The organism is Exiguobacterium sp. TDN 0502, from assembly GCF_050846835.1.
In the GTDB taxonomy this organism is placed as follows: Bacteria; Bacillota; Bacilli; order Exiguobacteriales; family Exiguobacteriaceae; genus Exiguobacterium_A.
This window is the reverse complement of sequence record NZ_JBOZGJ010000009.1, coordinates 43123-58430: the sequence shown is the minus strand read 5'-3', so window position 1 is coordinate 58430 and position 15308 is coordinate 43123. Positions and strand designations below refer to the sequence as shown.

The following is a 15308-nucleotide window of genomic DNA, read 5'->3' as shown; positions in this document are numbered from 1 at the left end:
GGGAGCGATTCAGCCATGAAAAAAGCAATAGCCATTGGAGCAACACTGACGACGATTTTATTTGCCGGGTGCTCAGCATCAGGAGAAGACGAAAAGACGATCAAGCTCGGCGTCAGCGGTTCGGATACACAAGTCTGGGATTACGTCGCAAAAAAAGCAAAGAAGGAGGGCATCAAAATCGAACTCGTCAAGTTCTCCGATTATGTCCAGCCGAACATGGCACTGGCTGAGGGCGAGATCGACGCCAATGCCTTCCAGACGATTTCCTACTTCAACGCCTTCAAAAAGGAACATAAGTTGAAACTGTCACCGATTGCGACGACCGTCATCGCACCGATGGGAATTTACTCAGATAAATACAAGGACGTCAAAGACATTCCGACTGGTGGGAAAATCGCCGTTCCGAACGAAGCGACGAACATGGGACGCGCCCTCTTGTTACTGCAAGAAGCAGGTCTGATCAAGTTACCGGACGACTTCGACGGCAACGGTTCGGTCGATAAGATCGTCGAGAATCCGAAGAAGCTGAAAATCGTCCCAATCGTCGCCGGACAAACACCACGTGTCTTACCGGACGTCGCGGCATCGATCATCAATAATGGCATCGCCGTTGACGCCGGCTTCAACCCGATCAAGGACTCGATCGTTCATGAGAACGAGACCGCAAAACCATACATCAACATCATCGCGACACGGACGGAAGACAAGAACAAAAAAGAACTAAAGAAAATCGCGTCGCTGTATCAACAAAAAGATGTCGCGGCCTTCATCAAAAAAGAATACAAAGGCAGCTCAATTCCAACGTTCGTTCCACTGAGCGACATCGGCGAATAACTTCAAAAGGGGAGTGGACAGTATGACGACACCAGTACGCACGACATGGGTAGAGACGATTGAACAGGATATCGAACAAAAACGGGAATCGTACCTTGAGACGAGTCACCGGATTCATGCGACGCCGGAAATCGGGAACGAGGAATTCTTTGCTTCGCGGCTCCATGCGGAGCGTCTGACGGCAGAAGGCTTTACAGTAGAACTTGGTATCGCAGGACACGAGACCGCGTTCTTTGCGAAGAAGACGAGCGACCGACCAGGTGCGACGATTGCCTTTCTTGCTGAGTATGATGCGTTGCCGGGCATCGGTCACGCGTGCGGACATAACATCATCGGAACGACGAGTGTCGCGGCAGCGATCGCGCTCAGTAAAGTCCTCGATGAAGTCGGCGGGAGTGTCGTCGTGCTTGGAACACCGGCTGAAGAAGGTGGACCGAACGGTAGTGCAAAAGGTAGTTTCGTCAAACATCAGTTACTCGAAGGAATCGATGCTGCCTTGATGGTCCATCCTTCGGGACAAACGCGGATCACGGGTTCTTCCCTTGCGGTCGACCCGCTCGACTTTGCCTTTACGGGTCGTCCGGCACACGCAGCAGCGTCGCCGGAAGAAGGGATCAACGCCCTCGACGCGGTCATTCAACTCTTTAACGGCATCAACGCGTTACGCCAGCAGTTACCGGATGATGTCCGGATCCATGGGATCATCACCCATGGTGGCGATGCTCCGAACATCATTCCGGAATACGCAAAAGCACGTTTCTTCATCCGAGCGACGACACGGGAACGATTGAATGCCGTCACGGAAAAAGTCAAAGCTGTTGCCGAAGGCGCGGCACTCGCAACCGGGGCGACGCTTGACGTCATCGCCTTCCAAAATGAAGTCGATAACCTCGTCTTCAACCGGGCGTTTGATCGTCTGTTCCAAGAAGAAGCAGAAGCGCTCGGCGAAACGGTCCACTTGGACGAACGTCCGGGGCTTGGCTCGACGGATGCCGGTAACATCAGTCAAGTCATCCCGACGATTCATCCGTATATCAAGATCGGGCCGGACGATCTCGTCGCCCATACGGAAGCGTTTAAAGAAGCAGCTCGTTCAGAAGCTGGAGATGAAGCGTTGATCACTGGCGCTAAAATCCTCGCGCGGACAGCACTTCGTGTCCTCGCGGATGAACGGACGCGCGGAGCGATCGCGCAAGAATTCCACGACCGGAAGAACGGCTATTTGTAAGAAGAACACAACGACTGGACGTACTGCTATCAGGTGCTCCAGTCGTTTTTCGTATCCGGTAAATAACAAATTGGTGATGGATGACAGAACTGGAGAGAAATCAAAAAAGAGACAAGACAGAAGCATTTGCGCTTTGTTTTCTTGAAAAAGATATGCTAGGCTAAAGCTGTATAACTCAATAATCCAGTTCTTCGGGGTAGGGTGAAAATCCCAACCGGCGGTGATGCGATCGATCGATCGACGAGCCCGCGACCCATGATGTACGCATCATGGCTGACTTGGTGAGATTCCAAGGCCGACGGTAAAGTCCGGATGGGAGAAGAACGAAACGACGCGATTCAAGCTGTTTTCTGAAAAAATGTTTTCAGGAGACGGTCTCTTTCTGCATGAAAAAATGCAGTGAGCGAAACGTGTATTTCGTGAACCCTTCTATAAAGACGCCCCTTTCTCAAGGGGCGTCTTTTTTTAATTGAAAGGAGTGAACGCGATGTCACAGATGATGAGTTATGCCATGCAATTAGCACATATGTTAAACGGACAAACAAGTCCGAATCCAAGTGTTGGCTGTGTCATCGTCAAACAAGGGAGGATCATCGGCTTTGGTGCGCACCGGTTTGCTGGTGGGCCGCATGCAGAGGTCGAAGCCTTACGGATGGCAGGAGAAGCCGCCCGTGGTGCTGATCTCTACGTGACGCTCGAACCATGCAACCATCACGGTAAGACGCCACCATGCACGGAAGCGATTTTAGAAGCTGGGATCAAACGGGTCTTCGTCGCAACGGAGGACAAACATGCGATTGTCGCCGGTTCCGGCATCAAGCGGCTACGGGACGCAGGAATCGAAGTCGAGGTCGGATTATTACGACGCGAAGCGGAAGCCCTCTACGATACGTTTTGGAAAACGATCGAACGGAAACGTCCGACCGTGACCGTCAAAATCGCGCAGACGATGAACGGGATCGCAGCGACAGGTGAACAACGCTGGATCACGTCGGAAGAAGCACGCGCAAATGGTCGCGCCCTGCGAGCTCGTCATGATGCGATCCTCGTCGGCAGTGAGACGGTCCTCGTCGATGATCCGGCACTGACCTTACGCGCAGCGTCAGGCATCGAGCCGATTCGGGTGATCGTCGACCGTCGTGGTCGGGTACCGGAGACGGCGCAGGTCTTCCGCGATGGTAAAAATCCAACCTACTGGCTGACGAGTGTTCCACGGATCAGTCATGATCAGGTGACAGTACTCGTTGGTGAGTATGAGACGCCGGAAGCAATTTTGAAACGCTTATATGAACAAGACATTCGCAGTATCTTGATTGAGGGTGGACCGACGATTCAAGCCGCATTCTTTGAAGCCGATCTCGTCGACCGAATCGAAGTTTATCAGGCACCATCGATTTTTGAAGGAACTGCCTGGAACGGTCAACACGATATCGAAGATCGTTTTCAAATCGACCAGATTGAAACGGTCGGACCGGATCTCCATCTAACGTATATCCGAAAGGAGGAGACGACATGTTCACCGGATTGATTGAAGAAGTCGGGACATTAAAACGAAAGATTCCGCGTCCGAACGGATTAGCACTTGAAATCGAAGCGCGCCGGGTGCTTGAAGGAACGAAGATTGGTGACAGCATCGCCGTCGACGGGATTTGTTTGACGGTCACGTCGATGAGCCCGACTGGTTTCACGGCGGATGCCGTCCATGACACGATTCGCTCGACAGCACTCGGCACATACCGGGTCGGAAGCCCGTTGCAACTCGAACGAGCGATGCCGGCAGACGGTCGCTTCGGTGGACATTTCGTCAGTGGGCACATCGACGGAACGGCACGGCTGATCAGTCGGCGACCGGATGGAGAAGCGATGGTCTATACGTTTGATGTCGGATCGTGGCAAAAGTATTGCATTCCGAAAGGGTCGATCGCGATCAACGGTACGAGCCTGACGTTGCAACGGGTCACGCCGGAAACGATCTCGATTTCATTGATTCCGCACTCACGTCAAGTGACGACGTTTGATCGATTGGCAAGCGGTGCAGTCGTTAATATCGAGTGTGACATGATGGCGAAACATCTCTATCATTTCACGCAGCAGGAGAAGCAAACGGACTGGGCAGCATTCTTAGGAGGCGACATGTAATGAACGGATTCGACTTGATTGAAGAGGCGATAGAAGATTTGAAGAACGGACGACCGATCATCGTCTGTGATGATGAGGACCGGGAGAATGAAGGCGATCTCGTCATGCTCGCAGAACATGCGACACCGGAAAACATCAACTTCATGATCACGCACGGAAAAGGACTCGTCTGTGTACCGGTCAGTCCGCGGATCGCACAGCGACTCGATCTTGCTCCGATGACAGCGAATAATACCGATCCGCACGGTACGGCATTTACGCTCAGCATCGATCATGAAGAGGCGAAGACCGGCATCAGTGCCGAAGAACGATCGCTCACGATCCAGCGGATGCTGACGGATGGACCGGAACGTTTTAAGCGACCGGGTCATATCTTCCCGTTGATCGCAAAAGAGGGTGGAGTCCGGGAACGACGCGGACATACGGAAGCAGGCGTCGATCTTGCCCGTCTTGCTGGCAGTGAAGAGATCGCTGTCATCTGTGAAATCATCAAGGAAGACGGCACGATGGCACGGGTCGATGATTTACTTCTCTATAAGGAAGAACATGGCTTGAAGCTGATCACGATCGAAGCGCTCGTCGCGTATCTCGAGCGACCATTGACGCGAGAAGCGGAGGTGTTGCTTCCGACGACGTTCGGAGCTTTTCGGATGATCGGCTATACGACACAAGATAAAAAAGAACATGTCGCCGTCTTATCCGGTGAAGCGCACGATGGGATGCTCGTCCGTCTGCACTCGGAATGCCTGACGGGAGACGTCTTCGGTTCAAAACGTTGCGATTGTGGTCCACAACTCGATGCGGCACTCGAACGGATCGAACGAGAAGGCGGCGCAGTCCTCTATTTACGTCAGGAAGGACGCGGCATCGGTTTGATGGCGAAGCTAAAAGCGTATGAATTGCAGGAACAAGGACTCGACACGGTCGAAGCGAACCATGCACTCGGTTATCCGACAGACATGCGTGACTACACGGTCGCAGCCAACATGTTGCGCGATCTCGGCGTGACGAAGATTCGCTTGATGACGAACAATCCGGACAAACAACGGGTGCTCGAACAAGAGGGAATCGAAATCATCGAACGTGTTCCCCATCAAATACCGGCTGAGCCGGAAAATCAGCGTTACCTGCAAACAAAACAATCAAAACTCGGGCACTGGCTCGATATCCAAGGAGGACACACATCATGATTTACGAAGGTTTCTTAACAGGAGAAGGACTACGCGTCGCAATCGTCGCTGCACGATTCAATGAACTGATCACATCAAAACTCGTCGGAGGAGCGAACGATGCTTTCCGTCGCCATGGTGTTGCAGCAGATGCTGTCGATACAGCGTGGGTTCCGGGAGCATTCGAAATTCCGCTCGTCGCGGAAAAGTTAGCGAAAAGCGGTAAGTATGATGCTGTCATCACGCTTGGCGCCGTCATCCGCGGGGCGACGTCACACTATGATTACGTCTGTAACGAGGTCGCGAAAGGGGTCGCGAGTGCGTCGCGCGATACCGGCGTTCCGATCATCTTCGGTGTCCTGACGACGGATTCAATCGAGCAAGCAGTCGAACGTGCCGGTACGAAAGCTGGGAATAAAGGCTACGAAGCAGCAGTTTCCGCGATCGAGATGGCGAATCTTTTACGGACGATCTGACGAAACAGAGACGGGACTGACTCAAAAGTCAGTCTCTACAAAGATAAGGGTGGCAGAATGATGATCTGCCATCCTTATCTCGTAACAAAAAGAATGACGCGTCACACGCCACTCCTACAGGGACAAGCGCATTTATGCGCTGTCAGAGACGAACAAGACCCGCTTTCCTGCTTGAATGAAGCAGGAAAACTGGCTTGTGTCTCGCCTGAGGAAAGGGCGTGAAAAGACGCATCATTCTTTTTTTGAGTCAGCCCGTTTTTTTGCAGAAATCTCGCGAACACTGAACCAAATTTCAAAAAAAGGATAGTAGATTTGAAATTTAAGGGTTCAATTTTAAGGAGAACGGTAATGGTCTAATAAAGAAACTTTGAAACATTTTCCAATCATTTTCGTAAATCAGGGTAATACGTATAAAGGAGGAAATGAACATGAAGAAAACAAGGTGGCTGGCAACGGGGATCGTTGCGGCATCGATCGGTCTCGCCGGATGCCAAGATGGACAGACTGATTCAAGCAGTGGCAGTAGTGATGGATCCGGTTCGGCGAAGTCGGGGGAACTCTCGAACACGGAACTGTTGAAAAAAGCGACGGCGGCACAAGAAGATATCAAGTCGTTCCACATGGAAGGAATGGTCAATTCGAAAGCGGGCGAGATGGCGATGGATCAGAAAGTCTCAGCAGACATCATTCAGAAACCGCTCGCGATGCATCAGACGATGACGATGAAAAATCCGCAGGACGGAAAAGATATGTCGCTTGAAAGTTATATCGTCGACGACAAGATGTATCTGTCGCAAAACGGACAATGGCTCGTTCAGGATGTTTCAGAACTCGGAGAAATGGTCGAGACGATGGAATCATCAGCGTCAACTGAACAAAACCTGCAGCTTCTCAAAAAATACAAGGATAACTGGACTGCGAAAAAAGATGGCGACGTCTATCAGATCGACGTCAAACTGAGTGGTGACGATCTGAAGTCCTTCATGAAAGATTCACTCGAACAGACGGGACAAATGGCGCAGATGAAAGATGCGATGGACAGCATCGATTATAAGAAGATGAACTATAAGATGACCTACGATGCCAAGACATTCTATCCGAAATCCCTGGATATGGAGATGGTCTTCGCAGTCGAAAAAGAGACAGATTTCACGATGACCAATCAATCGACGTTCTCGAAATTCAATGAGATCAATGAAATCAAACTACCGGCAGAAGCAAAAGATGCTCAACCGCTTACGGGCGCCGGCCAATAAGCGATCAGCCCCTCTCTTCCAATCAGAAGCGGAGGGGCTGATTTGTTTTAGACCTGGAATTGGCGGAGGACCTCTTTGAGTGACTCTGCTTGCTGTTGACTGACGGACGTTTGTTCATGGACATCCCGGAATGCCTGGACGGAGTGGTTGATTTGCTCGGACATCGACTGTGTTCCCTGTGCCCCGTCATTGACGGTGACCGCAACGTCGTGGATGACGCCGAGCATGTTTGCCGTCAGTTCCTGGAGCTGACCGGCCTGAGTGGCGAAGTGTTCCGCCGCATCGCCGAATAACTTGGCATCATCCCGGTACTGGACAGAGGCATCTTCGAACAAATCGTAGTCCTTGACGACCTTCGTATCAATGAAGGACAGCATCTCACCCGAAGCGGTATTCAACTGTTCGACGGATTCGATGACGGAGAGGGAAACGTCTTGAATTTGTTCGACGGTATCGCGACTGCTTTCGGCAAGTTTACGGATCTCATCTGCGACGACGGCGAACCCGCGACCGACGTCCCCGGCTCGTGCCGCTTCAATCGATGCGTTGAGGGATAATAGATTCGTTTGTGCTGCAATCGACAGGATGGCATCAGATAAGACGGAAATTTCCTTGACGGCTTTCGCCCGGACCATCGCCTCTTCGAGTCGTGTTTTGGTCTCGGCAAGGATTTGAGTAGCGGTCAGTTTAGCATCTGTAGCAACGGCTTGCAGCGACGTTGCCCGACGATCGACTTCTTTTGCCCGGCTGCCATTGGCTTCAGCACTCGAGACGATCTCATGGATCGTTGCTTCCATGTCGACGGCAGACGAGTTCATCTCTTCGGCTGAAGCAGCGGTCTCCTGCATGCCAGCGGATAAGTTTTCGATCGTATGTGACGTTGAGGCCATATCCTGATCGAGTTCGCCGATTCGCCCGGAGACGTGACGGGAAGTCGATACGACATGTGTCGCGGTGTCATCGACCTGCACGATGATGGTCCGTAAACTAGCGATGAACTGGTTCATCGACCGGGCAATCTGACCGATTTCATCGTTGCGTACGACGTCGAGCTGGGCGGTCAAGTCGCCGCCCTGCGTCGCCAGTTCATGAGTCTTCGCCTGCAGTTGCCGGAGGGGTCCGAAGATGGATCGTAAAATCAGGACGGTGAAGATCACAGCGAGCAGACTGACTAGACCGATGATGCTGAATAGGATGAGGTGAGCCGTATTCGCGGCATGCGTGATGGCGGCACCATTTTTCTCGGCCTGCTGATTGTTGAAGGTAACGATTTTCGTCAGTTGATCGGAAACCGCGAAATAAGAGTCGCGGCTTTCGCCTTCATAATAGGTGACCGCTTCTTCCTGCGTTTGCGGGGTACTCAGCACAAGCAGGCGATCCGTTGTTTCCTTGAATGTCTGCCATTTTTTCGCAAGATCGTTAAACAGCAGGCGGTCCGATTTCAAATAGATCGTTTTCTCATATTTAGCGAGATTGGCATCGATGTTCGCTAGTCCATCCTTGACGCGCTGATCATAGCCCGCCTTGACCTCGGGATCGTTTTCTTGAATATGCAGTAATTCAACACGTCGCAGGTCAGATAATGCCGTGTTCGTTTCATGAGACAGGTTCAGACCGGGAATCCAGGAGGAGGTGATCGTTTGACTCTCTTGGTCGACCTGACTCAGAGAGAATCCACCGTACAATCCGACACCAATCAAGCTAAGCAAAAGGATGGAGGACAATAAGATAAGCTTCGTTTTAATCTTCATGTGATTCGCTCCTTTGTTTTGCGAGATGAACGATTCGTTTTCTTGATTATACCTGCACGAGTAAAAAATTTACTTATTATTGAAAAAATTAATAGTCAGAATAGTTTTTCGAAAAAAGGGTTTGACAATTATCAGTAAATTCTGAAAAGATGGTAAGGAACTACATACTTTTTAAGGGAGGTAACTCGAATGGGGAAAACAGTTAGTGACTGGATTAGTACGGCGTCCGATTTCGTCTGGGGACCACCGTTGCTCATTCTCTTAGTCGGTACGGGGATTTACTTGACGATTCGCTTAGGCTTCATTCAAATTACCAAATTACCGTATGCGTTGAAGCTCGCCTTCTCGAAACAACAGGATGACAAATCGGAAGGGGACATTAGTCACTTCCAAGCGTTGATGACAGCACTCGCTGCAACCGTCGGTACGGGGAATATCGTCGGTGTTGCAACGGCTGTCGTTCTTGGGGGACCGGGTGCCATCGTCTGGATGTGGTTATCCGGATTATTCGGGATGGCGACAAAGTACGCAGAGGCGATTCTTGCCGTCAAATACCGTGTCGTGGACGAGAAAGGGCAAATGGCAGGGGGACCGATGTATTACCTCGAGCGTGGACTGAAGCAGAAATGGCTCGGTGTCTTGTTCGCCGCATTCGCTTCGATCGCCGCGTTCGGAATCGGAAACGGGGTTCAGACGAACTCGGTCGCCTTAGCAATGAAATCAACATTTGATGTCCCGCTCTACGTGACGGGAATCGCTTTGATGGTCCTGACGGGTGTCGTCATCCTCGGTGGAGTCAAATCAATCGGTAAGGTCGTCAGTCTGTTTGTTCCGTTCATGATTTTCTTCTATGTCGGAAGCGGACTGCTCATTTTGATTATGAACTATGACTTGATTCCAGGTGCCGTCTCAACGATCTTCAGCAGTACGTTCTCAAACGAAGCAATCGCCGGTGGAGCGATCGGGGCTGCGATTCGCTATGGTGTTGCACGTGGTGTCTTCTCGAACGAAGCAGGTCTTGGTTCAGCACCGATTGCAGCAGCGGCAGCGAAGACGGATTTTCCGGGACGTCAGGCACTCGTTTCGATGACACAGGTCTTCCTCGATACACTGGTCGTCTGTTCGATGACAGGTCTGACACTCGTCATGGGTGGTCAGCTCGATACGGACTTGCAGGGCGTTGAATTAACGACAGCAAGTTTTGAGGTCTTCCTTGGACCGACGGGGAAATATATCGTCACGATCGGTCTCGTCATGTTCGCCTACTCGACTGTTCTCGGCTGGTCGTACTATGGTGAAAAGTCGATTTATTACCTATTTGGTCAAAAATCGATCCTGCCATACCGGATCTTGTTTGTTTTAGTTGCCGGAGCAGGTGCGATGACGACGAACCTGAACATGGTTTGGGCAATTTCCGACGTCTTCAACGGATTGATGGCCATTCCGAACTTAATCGGTTTAATTGGATTGTCCGGCGTCGTCATTGCCGAGACACGACTGTTCCGCGAACAGTTGAGAAAGGAAGGAGCGAATCGGAAGGTTTCGTAGGATACATGCTCTGAAAACGAGCCCGCATATGATGAAGTATGAAAAAAGGGAGATCACGTTCCGGGTCATGTACTCGGATGGTGATCTCCCTTTTTATTTGGTCGAAAGGAATTGCGAATCTGCATCACTTTTTACGATAAATCATCAGTGATTCGTAAGGACGTAACGTCAGCATGTGATCTGTTGTCTGCATCTGCTGATAGTTATGAATAAGCACCGTATAGTCCGATCCGTCACGAGGTAACGTGAACGTCGCATCCGTTCCGTAGAAGTTCGAGATGACGAGCAATTCTTCTTCGCTCGTTGCACGTTCGTACGCCCAGAGTGACGGGTCGTCCTGGGTCAACAGACGATATGTTCCGTCCGTCAGAACGTCATACTGTTTACGGAGCTGAATCAATCGTTTGTAATGGTGATAGACCGAGTCCGGATCAGCGACAGCGGTTTCGACATTGATCCGGTCATACGTCGGCGAAACGGGAATCCACGGTTCACGCATGCTAAATCCGCCGTTCGGAGCGTCCGACCACGGCATCGGCGTCCGCGCATTATCGCGCGATTTTTGACGGATGGCAGCGAGAATCGCTTCTTCCGGTATACCGTTGTCCCGTGCTTCCTGATAAGCGTTCAACGTCTCGACATCACGGTAGTCGGATAAGTCCGTGAAGTCCGGGTTCGGCATCCCGATTTCTTCCCCTTGATAGATATACGGCGTGCCCTGTAGACCGTGAAGTGTCGTCGCAAGCATCTTTGCACTTTCGACACGATACGTGACATCATCACCGAAACGGCTGACGACGCGTGGCTGGTCATGGTTACACCAAAAGATCGCGTTCCAGGCTTGTCCGTTCATGCCGGATTGCCAGTCGGAGAAGATCTGTTTCAGTTGCGTGAAATCAAACGGGGCTGCCGTCCATTTCTCCCCGTTCGGATAATCGACCTTTAAATGGTGAAAGTTGAACGTCATCTTCAGCTCTTGTTCGTCGAGTGCTGCGTAACGGAGGCAGTGGTCGAGCGACGTCGACGACATCTCGCCGACCGTCAGGAGATCGTATCCGGCAAAGACCTGTTCATTCATCTCCTGCAAGTAGTCATGGACGTTCGGACCATCTGTGTAATAGACGCGTCCGTCTCCAGTCGGGTCGTTTGGTAATCCAGGTGTCTTTGAGATCAGATTGATGACGTCAAGTCGGAAACCGCCGACGCCTTTATCCCGCCAAAAACGCATCATGGCGTAAACTTCTTCCCGAAGACGCGGGTTTTCCCAGTTCAGGTCCGCTTGCGTTTGATCAAACAGATGCAGATAGTACTTGCCGGCGACTTCATCGAAGGACCATGCCGGACCACCGAATTTTGAGATCCAGTCGTTCGGTGTCTCACGCCAGATGAAGTAGTCATGGTATGGACTATCCGGATGACGTCCTTCTTCGAACCAGGCGTGCGACGTCGAGCAGTGATTGACGACGATGTCCATCATGACGGACAGACCGCGTCGTTTCGCTTCTGACAGTAACGTCTCAAAATCAGCCATCGTGCCATACGAGGGGTCGATCGCATAATAATCGCTGACATCATAGCCGTTATCGTTTTGCGGTGAGGCATAGACCGGCGTCAACCAGAGGTAATCGACACCAAGATCCGCCAGATAATCGAGTTTGGCAGTGACACCGCGTAACGTGCCGGTTGCTTTGCCTTCCGGGCTGTAAAAACTCTTCGGGTAGATTTGATAAACGGCGGATTTGCGCCAATCGGTTGTCGTGATCATCAGATACACACCTTTCTAAAATTACGCCGCTTTGTTCAGTGCGGCTTTTTTTGCGCGTTTCGTTGAGACGTAGTGGAACAGGAACGTACAGGCGACCGGAATGACGATTGCGATGACCATGCCGACGATGAAGGACAGGATCGAGCCCGGTACGATCGAGATGAAAGCCGGTAGTCCACCGACACCAATCGCAGGAGCGAGGACACCGCTGACGGCGATGAAGGCAGATGCGATGGCTGAACCGACGAGTGCCGCGTAAAACGGATACTTGAACCGGAGATTGACCCCGAACATGGCGGGTTCCGTAATCCCGAAGTAGGCGGAGAGTGCAGACGTCGACGCCATGTTCTTATCGTTGGCGTTTTTCGCAAGGAAGAGCATCGCAAGTGTCGCTGAACCTTGGGCGATGTTCGAAAGCGCAATCATCGGCCAGATGAACGTCGTTCCACTTTGTCCGATCAACTGTAGGTCAACGGCGATGAACATGTGGTGCATGCCGGTGATGACGAGTGGCGCGTAGAGTGCGCCAAAGAGTAGGGCACCAAGTAACGGAACAGCTTCGAACGTATTGACGACACCAATCGTAATCCAGTCACCGACTTGACGCGTGACCGGTCCGATGACGGCAAGGGCAAGGAATCCAGTCAACGTGATCGTCGTAATCGGTACGACGAGTAATTGAATCGCATTCGGGACCCGTTGTTTGAGCCAACGTTCAATCGTACTGAGGACATAAGCTGCGGCAAGTACCGGTAAAATTTGTCCCTGATAGCCGACTTTTTCAATTTCAAAGAGACCGAGAATGTTGAACGTCTGGATTTCACCCTTTAAGGCACTTTGTCCGTAGTTCCAAGCATTCAGAAGGTCCGGGTGTACGAGCATCAGCCCCATGACGATCCCGAGAATCTCACTACCGCCGAAACGTTTTGTTGCCGACCAGCCGACGAGTGCCGGGAGGAAGACGAAAGCGGTATTTGCCATCATATTAATCAGGTCCCATAACCCTTGTAGATTCTGGTACCGGTCAATCATCGTCTTGCCGCCGAACTCGATGCCGAACAGATTATTGATTCCCATTAAGAGACCGGCGACGATGATCGCTGGGATGATGGGCATGAAAACATCGGAAAAGACTTTAATCAACTTTTGGAACGGGTTCATCTTTGCGGCACCAGACGATTTGACGTCTGCGATCGTCGTTGCCTGTAAGCCGGTTAATTGAATGAACTCAGCATAGACCCGGTCGACGTCGCCGGCACCGATGACGATTTGATAGACGCCGGCGTTTAAGAATGCCCCTTTGACGAGCGGGACTTCAAGTAAGGCATCCTGGTCGACCAGCTCCTGGTTTTTTAAGGTTAAACGAAGACGGGTGACACAGTGGGCTGCCTGCTCAATGTTCTCCTTGCCCCCGATGTTCTCAATGATTTGTTCTGCAATCTGACGATAGTTTGGTTTCATCTCGATGCTCCTTTTTAGAAGTGACATACTCGACCACTTTTGAAATGAAAACGTTTTCTTATCTGCGCACACTTATCTTAACTTATCTATATAAGTCGGTCAAGTACTTATATAGATAAGTTAAGAATGTAAAAAAAGGAGGGAACCGACAAACGGTTTTCCTCCTTTCATGCGCGGTCAACGACGGGCAATATCGGTAAATTGAAATTTATCGAGCCGATGACGCGATTCCGTTCGCTCGAAGTGCTGCCCCTCATAATAGTACGTGTCGTTCGTGACGACGATGACATGCGACATATCATGGAGGTCGAGTCGTTCGCGATCTTCCGTAGTCGCGGGGCGTGCCTCGATCTTGCGTTTCGCATAGCTGATTTGCCGGCCGAGCGTCTCCTCGACGTACTGGTAGATCGAACCTTTAGCAATGTCGGCTGTCAGTCCTGGTACGAGTTCCGTCACGAAATAATTGATATCACGGATGACACGCTCACCGTCGATACGACGAATCCGTTCGATGCGTGTCACGTCCGTTCCTTGTGCCACATGTAATAACGAAGCGAGCTCAGCGGAAGCGGAATGGACTTCGCACGATAACACATCCGTCTCGACGGCATGTCGTCCCATCCGGCGGTGTGCTTCCGAGAAACTGACGATGCCATTGAATTGGAACTCGATGGCTTCCTGCGATAGGACGAAGACACCCTTTCCTTGGTGTTTGCGGACGAATCCTTTTTCCTGAAGGGCGTCGATCGCTTTTCGGACCGTTCCACGACTCGCCTCGAATTCTTGCATTAGTTCGGTTTCCGAAGGCAGTTTCGTCTCAGCCGAAAGCGTCCCGTCTTGGATCCGTTGTACGAGATGATGATAAATGGTTAAGTATTTCGGCATAAAATCCGTCCTTTGCACTCAAATGGTATTTCTAGTGTAGCACGGAACGATTCAGCGCATCCATTCGGGTCAGAACCAAAAAACGCCCCATTCTGGATCCGGAGGAGCGACCGGAACGAGAATGGAGCGGAAGTATGCGGCATTAACGAAGAGAAGTTGAGAACCGGATTCCTTTTTTTAAGACATCCTGTTTTTCATCGAGAACATCACTCGTCAACAGTTCGATGGATTGAACAGGTTTTTCCGTTATGAAGCCGAAGTTCCCGCTCCGTGATTCTGACGGCGCATACGTTTTAGCGAGCGACTCGAGATAGACATCATCCTCGAGTGTCTTTTCAGTTGCGTCATCGAGTTTGAAGTGGGCGACCGGATTGAACGTGACGGGCTCATCACTCGTATTCGTGATCGTCACCCGCGTCTTTACCACATCAAATGACTCTTCGTGTGTGAAGCCGTGGAAGAAATCGATCATACCGTAACTGGGACGGTCATGAAACACTTTGATTTCCTCGATCGTCATTTCGATCGGACCGATTTTCCGTGTTTCATTGACTCGTTTGATGTCTTTCAGCGTCAGTTCTCCCTTGTCGTCCGTGACGGTCTGATTGACTTTCGTCAACTTGCGGTCGTCTGGAATTTGAGGGTTCGGAACATAAGCGTTCGTCTTTTCAAGCGATACCGACTGCTTCTGTTTCGCAGACGATGGTTCTGTTGGCGTATCCTGTGATGCGGAATGCCCACAACCGGCGAGCACCGTCCCGAGCATCAAAGTAGCAAGTATCCGTTTCATGAAAAG

At 51.1% G+C, this 15308-nt stretch carries 13 protein-coding genes and 1 riboswitch; of the genes, 8 read left to right on the top strand and 5 right to left on the bottom strand.

What is annotated here, in order from left to right:
* Positions 1 to 15: 15 nt before the first annotated feature.
* The 7 genes from ACRPK8_RS10705 (at position 16) to ACRPK8_RS10675 (ending at position 7102) form a co-directional block, all read left to right on the top strand.
* Positions 16 to 834, top strand: coding sequence for a MetQ/NlpA family ABC transporter substrate-binding protein (locus ACRPK8_RS10705; RefSeq protein WP_432238210.1), 819 nt, complete (start codon positions 16 to 18; stop codon positions 832 to 834).
* A gap of 22 nt (positions 835 to 856) precedes the next feature.
* Positions 857 to 2062, top strand: coding sequence for a M20 family metallopeptidase (locus ACRPK8_RS10700; protein WP_432238209.1), 1206 nt, complete (start codon positions 857 to 859; stop codon positions 2060 to 2062).
* 183 nt (positions 2063 to 2245) lie between these two features.
* Positions 2246 to 2390, top strand: a riboswitch (FMN riboswitch).
* A gap of 159 nt (positions 2391 to 2549) precedes the next feature.
* On the top strand, positions 2550 to 3590 hold the full coding sequence (gene ribD / locus ACRPK8_RS10695) for a bifunctional diaminohydroxyphosphoribosylaminopyrimidine deaminase/5-amino-6-(5-phosphoribosylamino)uracil reductase RibD (RefSeq protein WP_432238208.1): 1041 nt from the start codon (positions 2550 to 2552) through the stop codon (positions 3588 to 3590).
* Complete coding sequence (gene ribE, locus ACRPK8_RS10690; protein ID WP_432238207.1) at positions 3575 to 4201, top strand: riboflavin synthase; 627 nt, start codon at positions 3575 to 3577, stop codon at positions 4199 to 4201. Before ribD ends, ribE begins: the two co-directional genes overlap by 16 nt.
* Complete coding sequence (gene ribB, locus ACRPK8_RS10685; protein WP_432238206.1) at positions 4201 to 5391, top strand: 3,4-dihydroxy-2-butanone-4-phosphate synthase; 1191 nt, start codon at positions 4201 to 4203, stop codon at positions 5389 to 5391. The genes ribE and ribB overlap by 1 nt, the downstream gene beginning before the upstream one ends.
* A complete protein-coding gene (gene ribH, locus ACRPK8_RS10680) occupies positions 5388 to 5846 on the top strand; it encodes a 6,7-dimethyl-8-ribityllumazine synthase (RefSeq protein ID WP_035395821.1) in 459 nt (152 codons plus the stop codon). The genes ribB and ribH overlap by 4 nt, the downstream gene beginning before the upstream one ends.
* A gap of 428 nt (positions 5847 to 6274) precedes the next feature.
* On the top strand, positions 6275 to 7102 hold the full coding sequence (locus tag ACRPK8_RS10675; protein WP_432238205.1) for a DUF6612 family protein: 828 nt from the start codon (positions 6275 to 6277) through the stop codon (positions 7100 to 7102).
* Between the two features lie 47 nt (positions 7103 to 7149).
* Here ACRPK8_RS10675 and ACRPK8_RS10670 read toward each other — a convergent pair whose 3' ends face one another.
* Positions 7150 to 8853: a methyl-accepting chemotaxis protein gene (locus ACRPK8_RS10670; RefSeq protein WP_432238204.1), complete on the bottom strand. Its 1704-nt coding sequence runs from the start codon at positions 8851 to 8853 to the stop codon at positions 7150 to 7152.
* 189 nt (positions 8854 to 9042) lie between these two features.
* Between ACRPK8_RS10670 and ACRPK8_RS10665 the strand changes: the two genes are divergently transcribed.
* Complete coding sequence (locus ACRPK8_RS10665; protein ID WP_432238203.1) at positions 9043 to 10401, top strand: alanine/glycine:cation symporter family protein; 1359 nt, start codon at positions 9043 to 9045, stop codon at positions 10399 to 10401.
* 124 nt (positions 10402 to 10525) lie between these two features.
* Here the strand turns inward: ACRPK8_RS10665 and treC are convergent, their stop codons facing one another.
* From treC to ACRPK8_RS10645, 4 genes are all read right to left on the bottom strand, one after another.
* A complete protein-coding gene (gene treC / locus ACRPK8_RS10660) occupies positions 10526 to 12166 on the bottom strand; it encodes an alpha,alpha-phosphotrehalase (RefSeq protein ID WP_432238202.1) in 1641 nt (546 codons plus the stop codon).
* 21 nt (positions 12167 to 12187) lie between these two features.
* Positions 12188 to 13627 (bottom strand): PTS system trehalose-specific EIIBC component, encoded by a 1440-nt coding sequence (gene treP / locus ACRPK8_RS10655; RefSeq protein ID WP_432238201.1) that lies wholly within the window; start codon positions 13625 to 13627, stop codon positions 12188 to 12190.
* A gap of 177 nt (positions 13628 to 13804) precedes the next feature.
* Entirely contained in the window at positions 13805 to 14512 is a 708-nt protein-coding gene (gene treR / locus ACRPK8_RS10650) for a trehalose operon repressor (RefSeq protein WP_432238200.1), read from the bottom strand.
* A 142-nt stretch (positions 14513 to 14654) separates the two neighbouring features.
* Entirely contained in the window at positions 14655 to 15302 is a 648-nt protein-coding gene (locus tag ACRPK8_RS10645) for a DUF4352 domain-containing protein (protein ID WP_432238199.1), read from the bottom strand.
* Between the last annotated feature and the right edge of the window lie 6 nt (positions 15303 to 15308).